At 34.4% G+C, this 17,771-nt stretch carries 16 protein-coding genes and 1 pseudogene; 13 read left to right on the top strand and 4 right to left on the bottom strand.

Translation table 11 applies throughout. The features are described from left to right. Positions 1 to 418 precede the first annotated feature (418 nt). From inhA2 to BAQ49_RS00355, 3 genes are all read left to right on the top strand, one after another. Positions 419 to 2,818 (top strand): M6 family metalloprotease immune inhibitor InhA2, encoded by a 2,400-nt coding sequence (inhA2, locus tag BAQ49_RS00365; RefSeq protein WP_071743751.1) that lies wholly within the window; start codon positions 419 to 421, stop codon positions 2,816 to 2,818. Positions 2,819 to 3,138: 320 nt separating this feature from the next. Then, positions 3,139 to 3,480 (top strand): YcnL family membrane protein, encoded by a 342-nt coding sequence (locus tag BAQ49_RS00360; protein WP_071743750.1) that lies wholly within the window; start codon positions 3,139 to 3,141, stop codon positions 3,478 to 3,480. Between the two features lie 16 nt (positions 3,481 to 3,496). Continuing rightward, complete coding sequence (locus BAQ49_RS00355; protein ID WP_071743749.1) at positions 3,497 to 3,826, top strand: hypothetical protein; 330 nt, start codon at positions 3,497 to 3,499, stop codon at positions 3,824 to 3,826. 19 nt (positions 3,827 to 3,845) lie between these two features. Here the strand turns inward: BAQ49_RS00355 and BAQ49_RS00350 are convergent, their stop codons facing one another. Continuing rightward, complete coding sequence (locus tag BAQ49_RS00350) at positions 3,846 to 5,000, bottom strand: MFS transporter (protein ID WP_071743748.1); 1,155 nt, start codon at positions 4,998 to 5,000, stop codon at positions 3,846 to 3,848. Between the two features lie 225 nt (positions 5,001 to 5,225). Here BAQ49_RS00350 and bdhA point away from each other — a divergent pair, with 225 nt between their 5' ends. The 6 genes from bdhA (at position 5,226) to BAQ49_RS00320 (ending at position 11,529) form a co-directional block, all read left to right on the top strand. Beyond that, a complete protein-coding gene (bdhA, locus tag BAQ49_RS00345) occupies positions 5,226 to 6,278 on the top strand; it encodes a (R,R)-butanediol dehydrogenase (RefSeq protein ID WP_071743747.1) in 1,053 nt (350 codons plus the stop codon). A 119-nt stretch (positions 6,279 to 6,397) separates the two neighbouring features. Further along, positions 6,398 to 6,742, top strand: coding sequence for a potassium channel family protein (locus tag BAQ49_RS00340; protein ID WP_002114144.1), 345 nt, complete (start codon positions 6,398 to 6,400; stop codon positions 6,740 to 6,742). A gap of 264 nt (positions 6,743 to 7,006) precedes the next feature. After that, the gene (gene cerA, locus BAQ49_RS00335; RefSeq protein WP_071743746.1) at positions 7,007 to 7,858 is read left to right on the top strand and encodes a phospholipase CerA; all 852 of its coding nucleotides are present in this window, start codon (positions 7,007 to 7,009) and stop codon (positions 7,856 to 7,858) included. Between the two features lie 76 nt (positions 7,859 to 7,934). After that, positions 7,935 to 8,936 carry a sphingomyelinase C gene (sph, locus tag BAQ49_RS00330; protein WP_071743745.1) on the top strand — a complete coding sequence of 334 codons (1,002 nt, stop codon included), beginning with the start codon at positions 7,935 to 7,937 and terminating at the stop codon, positions 8,934 to 8,936. A gap of 113 nt (positions 8,937 to 9,049) precedes the next feature. Further along, positions 9,050 to 10,222 carry an amino acid deaminase/aldolase gene (locus BAQ49_RS00325; protein WP_071743744.1) on the top strand — a complete coding sequence of 391 codons (1,173 nt, stop codon included), beginning with the start codon at positions 9,050 to 9,052 and terminating at the stop codon, positions 10,220 to 10,222. Next, on the top strand, positions 10,210 to 11,529 hold the full coding sequence (locus BAQ49_RS00320) for a D-arabinono-1,4-lactone oxidase (protein WP_071743743.1): 1,320 nt from the start codon (positions 10,210 to 10,212) through the stop codon (positions 11,527 to 11,529). Before BAQ49_RS00325 ends, BAQ49_RS00320 begins: the two co-directional genes overlap by 13 nt. Here the strand turns inward: BAQ49_RS00320 and BAQ49_RS00315 are convergent, their stop codons facing one another. The 3 genes and pseudogenes from BAQ49_RS00315 to BAQ49_RS34195 all read right to left on the bottom strand — a co-directional run. Then, on the bottom strand, positions 11,530 to 12,681 hold the full coding sequence (locus tag BAQ49_RS00315) for a VanZ family protein (protein ID WP_071743742.1): 1,152 nt from the start codon (positions 12,679 to 12,681) through the stop codon (positions 11,530 to 11,532). A 144-nt stretch (positions 12,682 to 12,825) separates the two neighbouring features. Then, entirely contained in the window at positions 12,826 to 13,638 is an 813-nt protein-coding gene (locus BAQ49_RS00310) for an undecaprenyl-diphosphate phosphatase (RefSeq protein ID WP_071743741.1), read from the bottom strand. A gap of 132 nt (positions 13,639 to 13,770) precedes the next feature. Then, positions 13,771 to 14,289: pseudogene (locus tag BAQ49_RS34195) on the bottom strand (methyl-accepting chemotaxis protein); the annotation flags it as partial. A gap of 647 nt (positions 14,290 to 14,936) precedes the next feature. Here BAQ49_RS34195 and BAQ49_RS00300 point away from each other — a divergent pair. The 4 genes from BAQ49_RS00300 to BAQ49_RS00285 all read left to right on the top strand — a co-directional run bounded on the left by BAQ49_RS00300 (position 14,937) and on the right by BAQ49_RS00285 (position 17,737). After that, on the top strand, positions 14,937 to 16,190 hold the full coding sequence (locus BAQ49_RS00300) for a 3D domain-containing protein (protein ID WP_071743739.1): 1,254 nt from the start codon (positions 14,937 to 14,939) through the stop codon (positions 16,188 to 16,190). Positions 16,191 to 16,302: 112 nt separating this feature from the next. Further along, positions 16,303 to 16,521, top strand: coding sequence for a helix-turn-helix transcriptional regulator (locus tag BAQ49_RS00295; RefSeq protein ID WP_071743738.1), 219 nt, complete (start codon positions 16,303 to 16,305; stop codon positions 16,519 to 16,521). After that, entirely contained in the window at positions 16,514 to 16,987 is a 474-nt protein-coding gene (locus BAQ49_RS00290) for a DUF2178 domain-containing protein (protein WP_071743737.1), read from the top strand. The genes BAQ49_RS00295 and BAQ49_RS00290 overlap by 8 nt, the downstream gene beginning before the upstream one ends. A 117-nt stretch (positions 16,988 to 17,104) precedes the next feature. Beyond that, complete coding sequence (locus BAQ49_RS00285; RefSeq protein WP_071743736.1) at positions 17,105 to 17,737, top strand: class A sortase; 633 nt, start codon at positions 17,105 to 17,107, stop codon at positions 17,735 to 17,737. Positions 17,738 to 17,771 lie beyond the last annotated feature (34 nt).

Raw genomic sequence — 17,771 nt, 5'->3', positions numbered from 1 at the left:
TTTTGTTTTAAAGAATTTTCATGCAATTTTGCATATTGTCTTTTAAATTTGTTATATAAGCTATTTAATATATATCAAATCACTTTTTATTTTTCATATTTCGACATAAAGTGAAACTTTAATCAGTGGAGGGTTTGTTCATCCCCCACTGATTATCAGCCCTCACCAATCGGGCTTTTACGGGCAGTTACCTCCCTCTTAACTTCCTTGCATTCGCTGAATTTTGAGATGGGAGTCTTACTGCCCAGCAAATAGAGGGATAAAAAAATAGAGGGTCTGACCAGAAAACTGGAGGGCATGATTCTATAACAGAAGGTTTATCGTTTATAGAATTATGTCTTTTTTATATAAGGGAGGATAGCGGTTAGTTTATGTTCAATTATCAGAATTTTAAGATTTGTAAAAGGAGAGAAATACAATGAGAAGAAAAACACCATTTAAAGTGTTGTCGTCATTAGCAATTGCGACAATCATCGGATGCACTGCTGTAATGAGTGCTCCGTTAGCATATGCAGAAACGCCAGCGGGAGCAAAAGAAAATATGTCTACAACTCCAATTGATCATAATTTAATTCAAGAGGATCGTTTAGCGGAAGCATTGAAAGAAAGAGGAACAATTAATCCAGCTTCGTCTAAAGAAGAGACGAAAAAAGCTGTAGAGCAATATATTGAAAAGAAACAAGGGGATCAGGCAAATAAAGAAATTTTTCCAGAGGATACTGCTAAAGAAGCATCTGACTTCGTAAAAAAGGTAAAAGAGAAAAAGATGGAGGAAAAAGAGAAGGTAAAGAAAGCTGAAAAAAATGTGGGCCCTGATCAAAAGCCGGAGCCAAATAAAAAGCAATTAGATGGGAAAGTTCCAACTTCTAAGGCGAAACAAGCTCCATATAGTGGACCTGTCCGTAATGATAAAGTGTTAGTGTTACTCGTTGAGTTTAGTGATTATAAACATAATAATATTGAGCAAACACCGGGTTATATGTACTCGAAAGATTTTAGTAGGGAACATTATCAAAAAATGTTATTTGGTAATGAGCCTTACACATTATTTGATGGTTCAAAAGTAAAAACATTTAAGCAATATTATGAAGAACAGTCTGGTGGCAGTTATACGACAGATGGGTATGTAACAGAGTGGTTAACTGTTCCAGGTAAAGCTGCTGATTACGGTGCTGATGGTAGTAGCGGTCACGATAATAAAGGACCAAAAGGTGCGCGTGATTTAGTGAAAGAAGCATTAAAAGCTGCAGCGGATAAAGGATTAGATTTATCACAATTCGATCAGTTCGACCGCTATGATACAAATGGCGATGGCAATCTTAATGAACCGGACGGTGTAATTGATCATTTAATGGTAATTCATGCCGGTGTTGGTCAAGAAGCTGGCGGTGGTAAATTAGGAGATGATGCAATTTGGTCACATCGATCTAAATTAGCAAGGGATCCAGTAGCGATTGAAGGAACAACATCTAAAGTACCTTATTGGGGTGGAAAAGTAGCGGCTCATGATTACACAATTGAACCAGAAGACGGTGCAGTAGGTGTGTTTGCACATGAATTTGGACATGACCTTGGTTTACCAGATGAGTATGATACGAATTATACTGGAAATGGATCACCTGTTGAAGCTTGGTCATTAATGAGTGGAGGTAGCTGGACAGGAAAAATCGCAGGAACAGAGCCAACTAGTTTTTCACCACAAAATAAAGACTTCTTACAAAAGAATATGGGTGGAAACTGGGCGAAAATTTTAGAAGTAGATTACGATAAAATTAAGCGTGGTGTAGGCGTTCCTACATATATTGATCAAAGTGTTACAAAATCAAATCGTCCAGGTGTCGTACGTGTCAACTTACCAGGTAAGAGTATTGAAACAATTAAGCCTGGATTTGGAAAGCATGCATACTATAGTACAAGAGGCGATGATATTCATACGACATTAGAAACACCATTCTTCGATTTAACAAAAGGAACAAATGCAAAATTTGATTATAAAGCGAATTATGAACTAGAAGCAGAGTGTGATTTCATCGAAGTACATGCTGTAACTGAAGATGGAACGAAAACATTAATTGATAGATTGGGAGAAAACATAGTCCAAGAAGATAAAGATACAACAGATGGAAAATGGATTGATAAATCATACGATTTAAGTCAATTTAAAGGGAAGAAAGTTAAACTACAATTCGACTATATTACAGATCCAGCTTTAACATATAAAGGTTTTGCAATGGATAATGTAAATGTAACAGTTGATGGACAAGTAGTATTTTCAGATGACGCAGAAGGACAGTCTAAAATGAAGTTAAATGGATTCGTTGTTTCTGATGGGACAGAACAGAAACCTCATTATTATTATCTAGAGTGGAGAAACTATGCCGGATCAGATAATGGATTAAAAGCGGGAAGAGGTCCAGTGTATAATACAGGTCTTGTCGTTTGGTATGCAGATGATAGCTTCAAAGATAACTGGGTTGGGTTACATCCAGGTGAAGGCTTCCTTGGTGTTGTAGATTCTCATCCAGAAGCGATTGTTGGAAATTTAGGCGGGAAACCAGCATACGGTAATACTGGAATTCAAATTGCAGATGCTGCATTTTCATTTGATCAAACACCTTCATGGAGTGTAAATTCATTTACACGAGGACAGTTTAATTATACTGGATTACAAGGTATTACAACGTTCGATGATTCAAAGGTATACAGTAATAAGCAAATTGCTGACGCGGGACGAAAAGTTCCAAACCTTGGACTTAAATTCCAAGTTGTTGGACAAGCAGAGGATAAGTCAGCAGGCGCTGTTTGGATTAAGCGTTAATAAAATAAAAGCACATTCTTCATATGAAGAGTGTGCTTTTTAATTTGTACAGTAAGTTATTATTTTAGCTCGTGTAATACAACTGTTAATTCATGTATAGTGTATCAAATTATGTGGGGAAAGGAAATATTTCCGAGGAAATTGTCGAAGTATCGTCAGTATTTATTTAGTTTATTTTTTTAAGGGAGAAAGTAGTATTGCTTTTATACATAAGTTTATTTACAGTATTACTTGGTTATATGCAAAAGTAATATATATTAGGCGAAAAAAATCTCTATTCGATAGAGCTTTTTTTTTTGAGTAGAAAGGAGGAGTTATAAATGAAAGAAACAATTGTCTGCCCACAGTGTGAAGGAAATATTACTGCACAACATATTATCGATATCCCACATCTTTTTTCATTAAGGTGTCCACATTGTAAGGTGAAGCTGAAAGAAATAAGGATAACACCATGTTTAATATTAGCGGCAATTTGTATAATTCCACTGTTTATTATTATTGGTGAGAGTATTAAAGAATTGCTAGGAAAATATTTTTCTATTATAGACAATGTACCAACCGTACTTATTTTCTTCTTATTTTGTTATCCGTTGTATTATTTCTATGAAAAATATAATGCCAGATTGTTTATTAAGTATGGTTTATTGAAAGTGAAAAATTGAACAGGAGCTTATCATTATGTTGTGGAAAATTTATTTAGTCATTGTAGCGATATTAGCTATTACTTCATTAATAAGAGGGATGTTTCAAACACCAATTCAAAAGTTTGATTTTGTAGTGTCCATTATTACGTGGATAGGGCTATTTGGTTTTGTCTTCGATGTAGAAATATTAACCCCAATCGTTTGGCAATGCATCTTTGTGTTTAGCATTATTTGGACTTTGAGTGCAGTTTTTATTTTACGCTTATATGAAGAGAAGAATGAATCGTTGCCTTTTGTATTTAAATTAATTGGGATTATTCCAACGCTTCCGTTATATTACGGGTTATATCAATACGCATTTTAAAAAAAAGACAATGATGGAATTAACCCATCATTGTCTTTTTTACTTTGCTTCTTACAAAAATCATTCCAGCAAATGTTAACAAGAATGCAGTTCCGATAACGAAGCTAGCGCTAGGTGATGCTCCGATTGCTCCAACTGTAAAGGATCCAGCAACAACTCCTAACGAGAAGAATGCATAAAACAACCCGAATGCTTTCCCGCGATTATTATCTGTCGTATTTTCAACAAGTAGAGCATTAATTGCTGGGAAAAGGATAGCGAACCCAATTCCATAAATCATCATAACGATAAAGAGCATGCCTTTTGTTGCAAATAATCCGAGTAAAGATAATGCTAGTGCCATTACTGCAATCCCGATTAGCATTAGTTTTGAACGATTAAATCGATCGTAAATGCGATTTGTTGGCAGTAAGAAGAAGAGGATAGCGGTAATTCCGAATACACTTAACATCATGCCTGTTGTAGATGCTTTAAGTGCTAACGCCTCAACTTTTACAGGTAACATATAAGTGACAATCCCCTGTGAAAACATTAGTGTGAAAGCACCAATATATGCTTGTAATAACGGTTCGGATTTCAATAGTACAATCATATCTTCTTTGTTCATCATTTGAGTTCTTGATGTATCTTTTCTTGATACGTTATTTGGTAAGAAGAATAGAGATACGATTGTACCAAGGACCATTAAAATAGAAATAGTAATGAACACCCACTCTATACCAGCTGTTGCTTTCATAATACCGCTGAAAGCAGGTCCTACGATTGCAGCTGTTCCAACAGCAGCACCAGATAGAGCCATTGCCTTACCTTGCCTTGCTGAATTCGTTTGCTTTGATAAAAATGTAAAGGCAGCAGGAATTAAAAATCCGTCACTAAAACCGTGCATAAAGCGCACAACTAATAGTTGTTCACCACTTTGAACAACGGTGTATAACAAGACTATGAAACTCGTAATTCCCATGCTTATATAAAGGATTTTTTTTGCGCCAAATTTATCGACAGCGGCTCCAGCAATAATATTACCGATCATATTAGCGAATGAGTACATACCGACAACTAGTCCGATAACAAGAGGGGTTCCTCCAAGACTTTGAGCGAAAGTACTCATAATAGGTAATTGTGAAAATGTATCTAAAAACGCTACGATAACAATAAAGTAAATAAAATATTTCAAGCGATATTCACCTCTCCTATGCTATTATGGCATAATGCTAATTTCAACTGCAATGAAATTGAATTAACAGATGTGGAAAAAAGTACAAAGTGACAAAATATTGAACGTTATTTGTTAAAAATTAGTGGAAATGAGATTGTTTTTTTGAAATATATGGATAGAAGTACTATAATAGATTTGTAAACTTCACCAGGTTAAGTATATACATAGAGAGGGATGTTTAAAATGAAAGCATTACTTTGGCATAATCAACGTGATGTACGAGTAGAAGAAGTACCGGAACCAACTATACGACCAGGAGCAGTGAAAATTAAAGTTAAATGGTGTGGTATCTGCGGGACAGACTTGCATGAATATTTAGCAGGACCAATTTTTATTCCAACAGAAGAGCACCCATTAACACATGTGAAAGCACCAGTTATTTTAGGTCATGAGTTTAGCGGTGAGGTAGTAGAAATCGGTGAAGGCGTTACATCTCATAAAGTGGGAGACCGCGTTGTTGTAGAACCAATTTATTCTTGTGGTAAATGTGAAGCTTGTAAACATGGACATTACAATGTTTGTGAACAACTTGTTTTCCACGGTCTTGGTGGAGACGGTGGTGGTTTCTCTGAATATACAGTAGTACCAGAAGATATGGTTCATCATATTCCAGACGAAATGACGTATGAACAAGGTGCGCTTGTAGAACCAGCAGCAGTAGCAGTTCATGCAGTACGTCAAAGTAAATTAAAAGAAGGGAAAGCAGTAGCAGTATTTGGTTGTGGTCCAATTGGACTTCTTGTTATCCAAGCAGCAAAAGCAGCAGGAGCAACTCCTGTTATCGCAGTTGAACTTTCTAAAGAACGTCAAGAGTTAGCGAAATTAGCAGGTGCGGATTACGTATTAAACCCAGCAACTCAAGATGTACTAGCAGAAATTCGCAACTTAACCAATGGTTTAGGTGTAAATGTGAGCTTTGAAGTAACAGGTGTTGAAGTTGTACTTCGTCAAGCGATTGAAAGTACAAGCTTTGAAGGTCAAACAGTAATTGTTAGTGTGTGGGAAAAAGATGCGACAATTACTCCGAACAACCTTGTATTAAAAGAAAAAGAAGTTATCGGTATTCTTGGATATCGTCATATATTCCCAGCTGTTATTAAATTAATTAGCTCTGGCCAAATTCAAGCAGAGAAATTAATTACGAAAAAAATTACAGTGGACCAAGTTGTTGAAGAAGGCTTTGAAGCACTTGTAAAAGATAAAACACAAGTGAAAATTCTTGTTTCACCTAAATAATATATAATAGAAGAAAGTAGCTCTTTTCTAGAAATAGAAAAGGGCTACTTTTTTTCTATACTGAAAGGTGATAGACTTTCCTTTAACTAAAGGTATTTTTGTTTGGAAGGGGAAGTCCAATGCTTTCATTTATGTTGACATTGAAACGAATGTTAAGAGCCTGTTTACGAGCATGGAAAGATAAAGAGTTTCAAGTGTTATTCGTATTAACAATTTTGACATTAACATCGGGGACGATTTTTTATAGTACAGTTGAAGGATTACGTCCTCTTGACGCTCTATATTTTAGTGTGGTCACGTTGACGACTGTCGGTGATGGAAATTTTAGTCCGCAAACTGATTTTGGAAAGGTGTTTACGATCTTATACATATTTATCGGGATTGGATTAGTGTTTGGATTTATTCATAAATTGGCAGTTAATGTGCAACTGCCAAGTATATTATCGAAAAGAAAAAAAGAGTAAAGCGGTTAATCGCTTTACTCTTTTTTTACATTAGTTTAGACAAGTATTTGCAGTAGCTTAACAATAATTTATTACAATGTAAGTGCATTCATTCATTACGTTCACTATGTATAAAGTTATAGTGATATGAACATTTGCATATTTTGATTTAATAATAGAAATTCAATGAAAGGTGGGATATTCTAATCATAAGTTAACCGAAAGACATCGTAGGATCTTAACAAAATATTTACAATAACTTAATTATAAAATGGAGGATTTCAGATGAAAAAGAAAGTTCTTGCTTTAGCAGCAGCTATTACGTTAGCAGCTCCGTTACAAAATGTAGCTTTTGCACATGAAAATGATGGAGGGAATAGAGTACAGATTATTCAATATTGGTCCGCTGAAGATAAACACTCAGAAGGTGTAAACTCTCATTTATGGATCGTGAATCGTGCAATTGATATTATGTCCCGTAATACGACAATTGTAAAACAAGATCAAGTTGCACTATTAAATGAATGGCGCACAGATTTAGAAAATGGCATTTATTCTGCTGATTATGAAAATCCTTATTATGACAATAGTACATTTACGTCGCATTTCTATGATCCAGACAATGGAAGTACATACATTCCACTTGCAAAGCAAGCGAAGGAAACTGGAGCTAAGTATTTTAAATTAGCTGGTGAATCTTATAAAAATAAAGATATGAAACAAGCATTCTTCTATTTAGGGTTATCACTTCATTATTTAGGAGATGTAAATCAACCGATGCATGCAGCAAACTTTACGAATATTTCTTATCCACAAGGATTCCATTCTAAATATGAAAACTTTGTAGATACAATTAAAGATAATTACAAAGTAACGGACGGAAATGGATATTGGAACTGGAAAGGTACGAACCCTGAAGATTGGATTCATGGGGCGGCAGTGGCTGCGAAGCAAGATTACCCTGGCATTGTAAATAGTAATACGAAAAGTTGGTTTGTAAAAGCTGCTGTATCACAAAGTTATGCGGACAAATGGCGTGCTGAAGTTACACCAATGACCGGTAAGCGATTAACGGAAGCGCAACGTGTAACAGCTGGATATATTCAGCTTTGGTTTGATACGTACGGAAATCGTTAAGTATTGGAGAAAGGTCAAATCTCAGAATAGAGTATTTGGCCTTTTTATCACTATACAATACATGGAGGTATGACTCGTGAAAAGTAAATTGTTAAAAGGTGTACTTAGCTTTGGAATAAGTCTAGCAGCTTTATATAGTGGATCTTCCGTTCAAGCAGAAATGTCCACAAATCAAAATGATACGTTAAAAGTTATGACGCATAATGTGTACATGCTATCAACAAATCTATATCCCAACTGGGGACAAATTCAGCGTGCTGATTTAATTGGAGCGGCAGATTATATAAAGAATCAAGATGTTGTTATATTAAATGAAGTGTTTGATAATAGTGCTTCAAATCGCTTATTAGGAAATTTGAAGAAAGAATATCCAAATCAAACGGCAGTATTAGGTCGTAGTAGTGGAAGCGAGTGGGATAAGACGTTAGGAAACTATTCATCTTCGACTCCTGAAGATGGAGGTGTAGCGATTGTGAGTAAATGGCCAATTGTTGAAAAAATTCAATATGTATTCGAAAAAGGCTGTGGACCAGATAACTTATCAAATAAAGGGTTTGTATACACAAAAGTTAAGAAAAATGATCGTTTTGTACATGTGATTGGGACTCATTTACAAGCTGAAGATAGTATGTGTGGAAACACTTCGCCAGCATCTGTACGTACAAAACAGCTACAAGAAATTCAAGATTTTATTAAAAATAAAAATATACCAAATAACGAGTATGTGTTAATTGGTGGTGATATGAATGTGAATAAAATAAATGCTGAGAACAATAGTGACTCAGAGTACGCATCCATGTTCAAAACATTGCACGCTTCTATTCCATCTTATACTGGGCATACTACGACTTGGGATGCGACGACAAACAGTATTGCGAAATATAACTTCCCCGATAGCCTTGCCGAGTATTTAGATTATATTATTACAAGTAAGGACCATGCGAATCCATCGTATATAGAGAATAAGGTGTTACAGCCGAAATCGCCACAATGGACTGTTACGTCATGGTTCAAAAAATATACATATAATGATTACTCTGATCATTATCCAGTAGAGGCCACTATTTCTATGAAGTAGAGTAGTCTAAAAAAAGTTTCTTCGTGAAGAAGAAACTTTTTTTATTTGAAAACAGGAAAATCATTTTTTCTTTCCAATATGTATAAGACATATATAGAAGAGGAGAGAAAAATGTGGATAGAGGAATTTTTAAGGAAGTTCCATTACCGTGTGCATTTTTAGATGAACTGGCTTTAGAGAGAAATATTCAATCGATTATAGAGTTAAGTGGAGATAAGAAGATTCGTATAGCGAGTAAATCATTACGCTCTGTTCCAATTATGAAAAAGATTTTGGCTACAAATGATCGGTTTCAAGGTATTATGTGTTTTTCCCCTAGAGAAGCTTTGTTTTTAATTGAACAAGGATTTAATGATTTATTGCTCGGATATCCTGCTTATGATGAAAGAGCTTTATATGAAATTAGTTTGCTAACAAAGCAAGGACTCAGTATAACTTGTATGATGGATTGTGAAGAACATATTGTTTATTTAGAAAAAATTGCTGAGAAGTCTAAAGGTTGTTTTCGCGTTTGTTTGGATATTGATATGAGTAGTCGTTTTTTAAAATTTCATTTTGGTGTAAAAAGATCCCCGGTAAAAGACGTACAGAGTGCTTTGAAAATAGTAGGAAAGGTGAAGGGCTCATCATATTTAATACTAGATGGTGTAATGGGATATGAGGCCCAAATTGCTGGGGTGGGGGATCATATACCGAAGCAATGGATGAAAAGTAAAGTGGTTTCGTATTTAAAGAAGAAATCAGTATTAGAGGTTAAAGAAAGAAGAGGACGTATCGTAAAAGAAATACAAAACCTTGGTATTAAACTAAGATTTGTAAATGGGGGAGGAACAGGAAGTATAAAAACAACTGAGCAAGATAACTCAGTTTCAGAGATTACAATAGGTTCTGCTTTTTATTCCCCGAAACTATTTGATTATTATAAAGAAGTACAATTTCAGCCAGCTGTCGGATTTGCTTTACCCGTTGTGCGTAAACCAGCTCCGTGTATTTATACTTGCCTCGGTGGTGGATATATTGCTTCAGGCGCAGTTGGTAAAGATAAAGAGCCTGAGATTTGGAGGCCGGGTGGTGCAAGACTATTAGCGTTAGAAGGTGCTGGTGAAGTGCAAACGCCAATTTTTTATAACGGTGAGGAACGGGTGGATATAGGAGATTCTATCTTGTTTCGCCATAGTAAAGCTGGAGAGTTATGTGAACGCTTTCCTGTTTTGTATCGCGTTAAAAAAGGAGAGATTGCTGGGGAGTATTCAACATATCGGGGGGATGGACAATGCTTTCTATAAAGGGACAAAAATGGAGAAATTGGACAGGGAATGTAGAAGGAACGCCGCATTATACGATGTATCCAAAAAGTATACAAGATGTAGTGGAAGTTGTAGGGCTTGCACGAAAAAAGGGAAAGAAAATTCGTGTTGTCGGTTCAGGGCACTCTTTTACACCTCTCGTGCAAACGGAAGAAATTTTAGTTTCTTTAGATGAATTGAAGGGCATTGCAAATATCGATGCAGAGAAGATGGTTGCCGAAGTATGGGCAGGAACAAAGTTATATGATTTAGGGAAGTTACTTGAGGAAAAAGGTTATGCTCAAGAGAATTTAGGAGATATTGATTCACAATCTATTGCTGGAGCGATTAGTACGGGTACTCATGGGACGGGTGTTACATTTGGGAGTTTATCAACACAAGTTATAGAGATTACGGCAGTTTTATCAACAGGTGAGAGTATAGTTTGTTCAGAAACCGAAAACGTTGAATATTGGAAAGCATTTCAGGTGTCGCTTGGAATGCTAGGTATCATTGTAAAGATAAAATTGAAAGTTATCCCAGCGTATTCGCTCGTTTATGAAAGTGAAAAGCAGTCATTATCTGCTGTAATGAACAAGCTAGAAGAATATAAGAAGAATCGTCATTTTGAATTTTTCGTTTTTCCTTATTCAGATGAGGTGCAAGTGAAATTTACAAATGAAACAATGAGTAAAGAAAGTGATTTGAAATGGCATAAACTAAAGGTGGAGTTACTTGAAAATAGGATGTTCTCTTTGTTATCTAAAGGGTGTAAATGGTTTCCATCTATAAGTAAAGCAGTAAGTCGATTATCAGCTAAGGCTGTACCAAACACAAAAATAATAGGCCCGAGCTATGAAGTGTTCGCTACATCACGTACGGTTCCATTTTATGAAATGGAGTATAGTGTCCCTTCAAAGTATATGAGGGCTGTTGTAGAAGAAATTTCAAATCTTATTGAAAAGAAAAAGTATAAGGTACACTTCCCGATTGAATGCCGGTATGTGAGAGGTGATGATATATGGCTCAGTCCAGCGTACGGAAGAGATTCAGCGTATATTGCCGTTCATATGTATAAAGGTATGAAGTATGCCGCTTATTTTGGTGAGGTGGAGCAAATCTTTCGAAAGTATGAAGGACGCCCGCATTGGGGGAAAATGCATACTTTATCGTATGAGCAATTACAAGATATATATCCAGAGTTTCATTTGTTTTTACAAGTGAGGAAGTCACTAGATGAAACGGGAATGTTTTTAAATCCTTATGCAGAAAAGTTATTCATGAGTATGAAAAAAGCTGACAAATAATCATTTGTCAGCTTTTTTAAGTAGAATTGCATTTCTTGTATGACTGATATGCTCGTAAAATAGTAATTTATCCTGGCTAAATACATGCAATAAAACATGAATAATGAATAGGCCGTTAATTACGAATTGGAACAACAATGTAACCAGCAATACTAAAGGCTCTGTAATATTTAAGATAGAGCTACTAGAAAGAATATAATTGATTCCGCCTAAAATGAAATAGAATATACCGTAACGAATGAATAATTCCTTCATTGTAATACGATCTGACTTTCCTTTCACGTAAATGCGAAGCAATGCTTTCCCAATTGTTTTTCCATTCGTAAAGTATGGAATGATAATAAAGTAAATAAAAATTGAACACGTTATGAAAATGAGTTCGTATATGTTGGTGTAAGATTGAATATTAGAAATGAAGAAAGAATTTCCTTTGTTTTTAATGACAGGTACAACGATAGATAAGAAAATCCAATCAATTTGCATCGCGATAAGGCGACGAACGAATCCAACTGGTTTCGTTTCCAAATCAATATGACTATCTAACTCGCTCGCTTTTGGAAGGAAGTACGTAAATATTGGTGCAATGATAAAACCAATTACGCCACCTAGTGTGTTTAAAAACAAATCGTCGATATCGAATAAGCGATAGGCACAATTATATATACCGTACAATCCAGTCACCTGTGTTAGCTCGAAAAATAGTGAAAGACAAAAAGAAATACAAATAGTCTGTAAGAAACTACGTCGGAAATAATAACGTAAGTAAATACCGAATGGAACGGTTAGTAGAACGTTAAAAGCAACTTGTAAAAATGCAGATTCTTTTAATAACAAGAAATAAGTAGCTGGTTTTGTTAAAATTGCCGATGTATGATTACTAATCTCTTGTATGAAATAAAATGGTGATAGTTGCATGTGCTGTGTATTAGCAGGTTGTAGGCTACAAGTATCGTACGTTTGTGGTAACGGCAAAATAACAAGGAAATAGGCATTTAATAAGTAGAGTAATAATGAGTATAAAATAAATGAGCGCCATTTATTTAAGTAACCGTATTTTCGATAATTAAATATTAAAAAAGGAATTAAGAGAAACATTGCTAAAATAGGAAATAAAATAAATGCTGTTTTTACTGGAAATAAATATGCAGTCAAAATGAAGCTCCTTTCAATGAAATTTCGTTTATCATTATAGCGCTAAAAAGAATTGAAAACAAAGTTAAAATAGTTCGAAATAGAAAAAAGCAAGTCATCTCATTTGAATAGAATGACTTGCTTTAAAGAGTGTTAACTATCATTTTATAAGAAAATGATAGTTAGTACACCTACGATAATACAGTAGAAAGAGAAATATTTTAAATTTCCTTTTGCCATAATGTTCATAAACCATTTTAATGAAATATATGTCATGATGAATGTTGCGATGAAGGCAACAATATAAGGGACAAATAATGTATCTAAATTTGGATCGTTTGCAATGTCTGTAATACTTAACAATAAACCACCTAAGCTAACAGGAATGTATAGTAAGAATGAGAAGCGAAGAGCTGTTTCTTGCTTCATACCAAGTAACATTGCTGCTACGATTGTAGCACCTGATCGGCTTATACCAGGAATTAGTGCGCAAGCTTGTGCTAGACCGACAATGATTGCATCTTTCATAGAAAGATCGCCATCATTTTTACGTCCACGCAAGTTTCGAATAATCCAAAGACCGATAGCAGTAATAAGAAGAGAAATCCCAACCATTTTAACACCTTTTAAATATTGGTCGATATAATCTTTAAACAAAACTCCAATTACACCTGCTGGAATGGTTGCAATAACGAGGTAAATAATAAAGAAAAAATCTGATTTTGCATCTTCTGCTCTTGTAAATATATAAGATAGACCATTCTTTGTTAGACGAATTAAGTCATTTCTATAAATAAGTAATACAGCTAATAATGAAGCTGAATTAACAAGTAGCTCAAAGCTAAACCCTTCTATTTTTAGTCCTAGCAAATGCTGTGCTAAAACGAGGTGACCGCTTGAAGAAATCGGAATTGGTTCTGTTAGTCCTTGGAATAGACCAAGAATTAAATATTTTAAAATGTAATAAAATTGTTCCATAACATCCTCCTTGTGTATTAGTCGAAAGAAACAACTTTTTTATTATAACAAAAGAGAGAGCGAATATTGAGAAGAAAATAATATTCGAAATATATAAAAAATCCCCTACTACGTCATAGGGGATTTTTTATATTACTGAGAAATAACTATTTCTTGAATACTTTTTGATAATTGGACATCAACTTTTTCAGCATCATTAATATGATTCATAATAGTAGTATTTAACTTTTGGAACAGTAGTTGTGTATTTTCAAATTCTCGTAATATATCATCATTACAAGATTTTTGGTTCTCGATAGCTTTAATAACATTTGTAGCGCCACTTTGTAATGTTTGAATCATAATTAAAATATTTTCGATTCTAGCGTTAGTATCAGCGCTCATTTCTACACCTTCATCAACTAAATGTAAATTATCTTTTGTATTTTCATATGCTTTTTCAATTTCTTCTTGAATTTTTTTCGTTAAGTTACCGATGTTTTTTGTACTTTCAGCTGTGCTTTCTGCTAGTTTTCTTACTTCATTAGCAACAACAGCGAATCCTTTACCGTGTTCTCCAGCACGTGCAGCTTCAATACTTGCATTTAACGCTAGTAAATTTGTTTGTGCTGCAATGTTTTGAATCACTTCTACAATTTGTTCAATTTCTTTAGAGCGTTCACTTAAATGATTCATACTATTAGAAGTACGTTGAGATTGTTCACCTAACTTATTAATTACAATGAGTAAGCGATGAACGGATTCTTTTCCTTCATTAGAGCAATCGATAATTTCCTCAATAGCTTGAATTAAGTTTTTCTCTTTTTGTAGCATTTCTTTATTTAATTCGTTGGAATGTGTAGTACGCATAGAAACATTTTCAAAGCATGCGTTCAATTGTTGAATTAAATTTTGGAGTGTATGATGTTGGTTATTTACAAGTTCGTGCTCTTGCATAACGTTTTTTACACGATTATGGATATAAGATATAATTTCTTGTTTTTCCACATCTTTTTGTTTTAATTCTGTTTCTAGTTCATGTATATGAGTTTCTAGTTGATCAATTTTATGTTGGAGTGATTTCTTTTGAGTAAACATTTTATTTAATTCAACCACCTTTAGGGTTTTTAATTTTTCTATATTTGGATTCTAGCATCTTTTGTAATATTTAAATATAGTATTTTTTAAATATTTAAGAATCTATTACATTTTATTCATAATTCTCTCTTTTTTGTCATGAAAAATAAACTGTATTTAATGGTTTTGTAAACAAACTGTAAAATAAATCATGTATAACTGTATAAGAAGGGAGTCGGATTATGAACTATTTTAAGCGAATCAGTAGTCTAGTATTAGCAGGAATTATCGGTCTTTCTAGTACAGTCGCTGTAAAAGCAGAGTCAAACGACGAGAAACTTAACAACATGCAACAGCAATTGCAACAAAACGATGCAGAAATGCAAAAGAAAGAGCAAGAGAAGCAAGCTGTTAGTAAAGAAATTAAAGGTATCGAAAACGAACTACATAATTTAAATAATACAATTGCAAAAAATAAAGAGGATCAATCTGCTATTCAACGTAAAATCGATGAAACACATAAGCAGATTGAACAAAAAAAAGCAGATATTATCGTTTTAGAAGATAAAGTCCTTGCTCGTAAGGATATTATGAAAAAACGTATGGTTTCTGTTCAAAATAGCTCAAATACGAGTTTAGTAGTAGAAGTTGTTGTAGAATCAAAAAACTTTGCTGATTTCATACAACGTATGAACGCGGTATCTACAATTTTAGATGCAGATAAAGAAATTTTACGTCTACAAGAACAAGATCTTCGTCAAATTGAAGAAGATAAAAAAGCGATTGACGAAAAAGAAGCATCTTTAGTAGTAGATAAGCAAAAATTAGCAAAAGCACAAGCTGATTTGCAAGATAACTTGAAAAAACGTCAAGATAACTTACAAACGGTTCAAGCTAAATATAATGCGATTGCAAATCAAATTAATTTAGCAGCAGAAGAAAAAGCAAAAGTTGAAGCAAATATGAAAGCAGTACAAGAAACAATTGCTCGTGAACAAGAAGCAGCAAGAATTGCAGCAGAAGAGCGCGCAAAAGCGGAAGCAGCTGCAAAGGCTGAGCAAGAAGAGTTAGCAAAAGCGAAGGCAGCAGCAGCTAAGCAAAAAGAAGAACAGGCAGCTAAGCCGGCAGAGCCTGTAGCAAAAAATACAACACCAGAGTCTAAGCCAGACCCTAAACCAGCTCAAGGTGGAAAAGAATTTTATGTAACAGCAACTGCTTATACAGCTGATCCATCTGAAAATGGCTATAAACCGGGTGAAACTGTAAAATCTAAGTTAGGACATAATTTGACTGCAAATCCAAACATGAAACTAATTGCAGTAGATCCAGCTGTGATTCCATTAGGTTCTACTGTTTATGTAGAAGGCTATGGAACAGCGATTGCTGGAGATACTGGTAGTGCGATTAAAGGTCATATAATTGATTTATTAATGCCGGATTCAGCTGCAGCTAATAATTGGGGCAGAAGAAGTGTTAAAGTTACAATTTTAAACTAAAACGAAATCCAACTTTACAATACGTGAAGTTGGATTTTTTTACAAAAATAATGTTAAGTTGAGTTTACATTTTGTTAAGAGTTGCATACAATGATGGTAAGAGGTGGTAAATTTGACCATTTTAAACAGAGTGAAGGAATTAAGAGCACGCTTTAATTTTTCGCAAAGTGTATTAGCAGAAAAGGTTGGAGTAACGAGACAAACAATCGCGGCAATTGAAAAAGGAGATTACGTTCCTTCATTGTTACTAGCATTGATGATTTGTGATGTATTCGAGTTAAAGATGGAAGATGTGTTTGTTTTAAATAAGGAGGGGGAAGAGAATGAATAGAATTGGGGTTTCTTATATCTTAAATGTGCTGAGATTTATGATAGCTTTTTGGGCGTTTATTGAGCTCTATTATGCTTGGATAGAGCTAGCAAATATTATTGAAACTGAGAAATTACCGTTTGAAGTAACAATCAATATGATACCATTAGGAGTGTTAACAATTGTAGCTATTATAACGACGGTTTTTTATAAAATTCAAAAGAAGAAACATAAAGCACTTTCTTATTGGATGTACCCGTTATTATTTCCACAAGAAGACGAGCGGGAAAAGGCAATTACACAAAAGGCATGCCGGACAACATTTGTTTCATTCTGGTATGGAATAGTTATTGCTATTGGATTTTTAACACTTTCTCCTGTAGCTAATTTATATATTCCTGGATACCCATTATATATTTTATTTTTCATGCTTTTTATTCAAATGACAGTCTTTTACGTATCCCTGTACAGAAATAAATTAGTCTAAAAAAGAAACCTTCTTGCTGAAGCGAGAAGGTTTCTTTTCAGCTTACACTTGTACATATAGCAATATTGTCTTATCATTTTATATAGAGTAAGATTTTGTAACGGAAAGGAATCGTATATGAACAAGCAAAGAATTTATAGTATAGTAGCAATCCTGCTATTTGTTGTAGGTGGTGTGTTAATTGGAAAGCCGTTCTATGATGGATATAAGGCAGAAACGAAACAGACAGAAAATGTGCAAGCAGTTCAAAAGATGGCATATGAAAAGCATGAAACGGAATTTGTAGATGCTTCAAAAATTAATCAACCAGACTTGGCAGAAGTAGCGAATGCATCGTTAGATAAGACACAAGTAATCGGTCGTATTTCGATTCCAAGTGTTTCAGTAGAACTTCCCGTTTTAAAAGCTTCTACTGAGAAAAACCTATTGTCAGGTGCAGCGACAGTAAAAGAAAATCAAGTAATGGGAAAAGGGAATTACGCGCTAGCAGGACATAATATGTCTAAAAAAGGTGTTTTATTTAGTGATATAGCATCTTTGAAAAAAGGCGATAAAATTTATTTATATGATAATGAAAATGAATATGAGTACGCTGTTACTGGTGTATCTGAAGTAACTCCGGATAAATGGGAAGTTGTAGAAGATCATGGGAAAGATGAGATAACGCTTATTACATGTGTATCTGTAAAAGATAATTCTAAGCGTTATGTTGTAGCTGGTGATTTAGTAGGAACGAAGGCGAAGAAGTAAAAAAGAAGGTCAACTCTTTAAAGAGTTGACCTTC

The organism is Bacillus proteolyticus (assembly GCF_001884065.1).
Lineage (GTDB): Bacteria > Bacillota > Bacilli > Bacillales > Bacillaceae_G > Bacillus_A > Bacillus_A proteolyticus.
Note: the sequence above shows the minus strand (reverse complement) of the source record. Positions and strands in the feature narration are given on the sequence as shown.

Bases quoted from the DNA above. Each gene is read 5' to 3' on its own strand.
- BAQ49_RS00355 (WP_071743749.1), top strand. From the start codon at position 3,497: ATGTTGTGGAAAATTTATTTAGTCATTGTAGCGATATTAGCTATTACT.
- cerA (WP_071743746.1), top strand. From the start codon at position 7,007: ATGAAAAAGAAAGTTCTTGCTTTAGCAGCAGCTATTACGTTAGCAGCT.
- bdhA (WP_071743747.1), top strand. From the start codon at position 5,226: ATGAAAGCATTACTTTGGCATAATCAACGTGATGTACGAGTAGAAGAA.
- BAQ49_RS00310 (WP_071743741.1), bottom strand. From the start codon at position 13,638: ATGGAACAATTTTATTACATTTTAAAATATTTAATTCTTGGTCTATTC.
- BAQ49_RS00290 (WP_071743737.1), top strand. From the start codon at position 16,514: ATGAATAGAATTGGGGTTTCTTATATCTTAAATGTGCTGAGATTTATG.
- BAQ49_RS00320 (WP_071743743.1), top strand. From the start codon at position 10,210: ATGCTTTCTATAAAGGGACAAAAATGGAGAAATTGGACAGGGAATGTA.
- BAQ49_RS00285 (WP_071743736.1), top strand. From the start codon at position 17,105: ATGAACAAGCAAAGAATTTATAGTATAGTAGCAATCCTGCTATTTGTT.
- inhA2 (WP_071743751.1), top strand. From the start codon at position 419: ATGAGAAGAAAAACACCATTTAAAGTGTTGTCGTCATTAGCAATTGCG.
- BAQ49_RS00360 (WP_071743750.1), top strand. From the start codon at position 3,139: ATGAAAGAAACAATTGTCTGCCCACAGTGTGAAGGAAATATTACTGCA.
- BAQ49_RS00340 (WP_002114144.1), top strand. From the start codon at position 6,398: ATGCTTTCATTTATGTTGACATTGAAACGAATGTTAAGAGCCTGTTTA.
- BAQ49_RS00300 (WP_071743739.1), top strand. From the start codon at position 14,937: ATGAACTATTTTAAGCGAATCAGTAGTCTAGTATTAGCAGGAATTATC.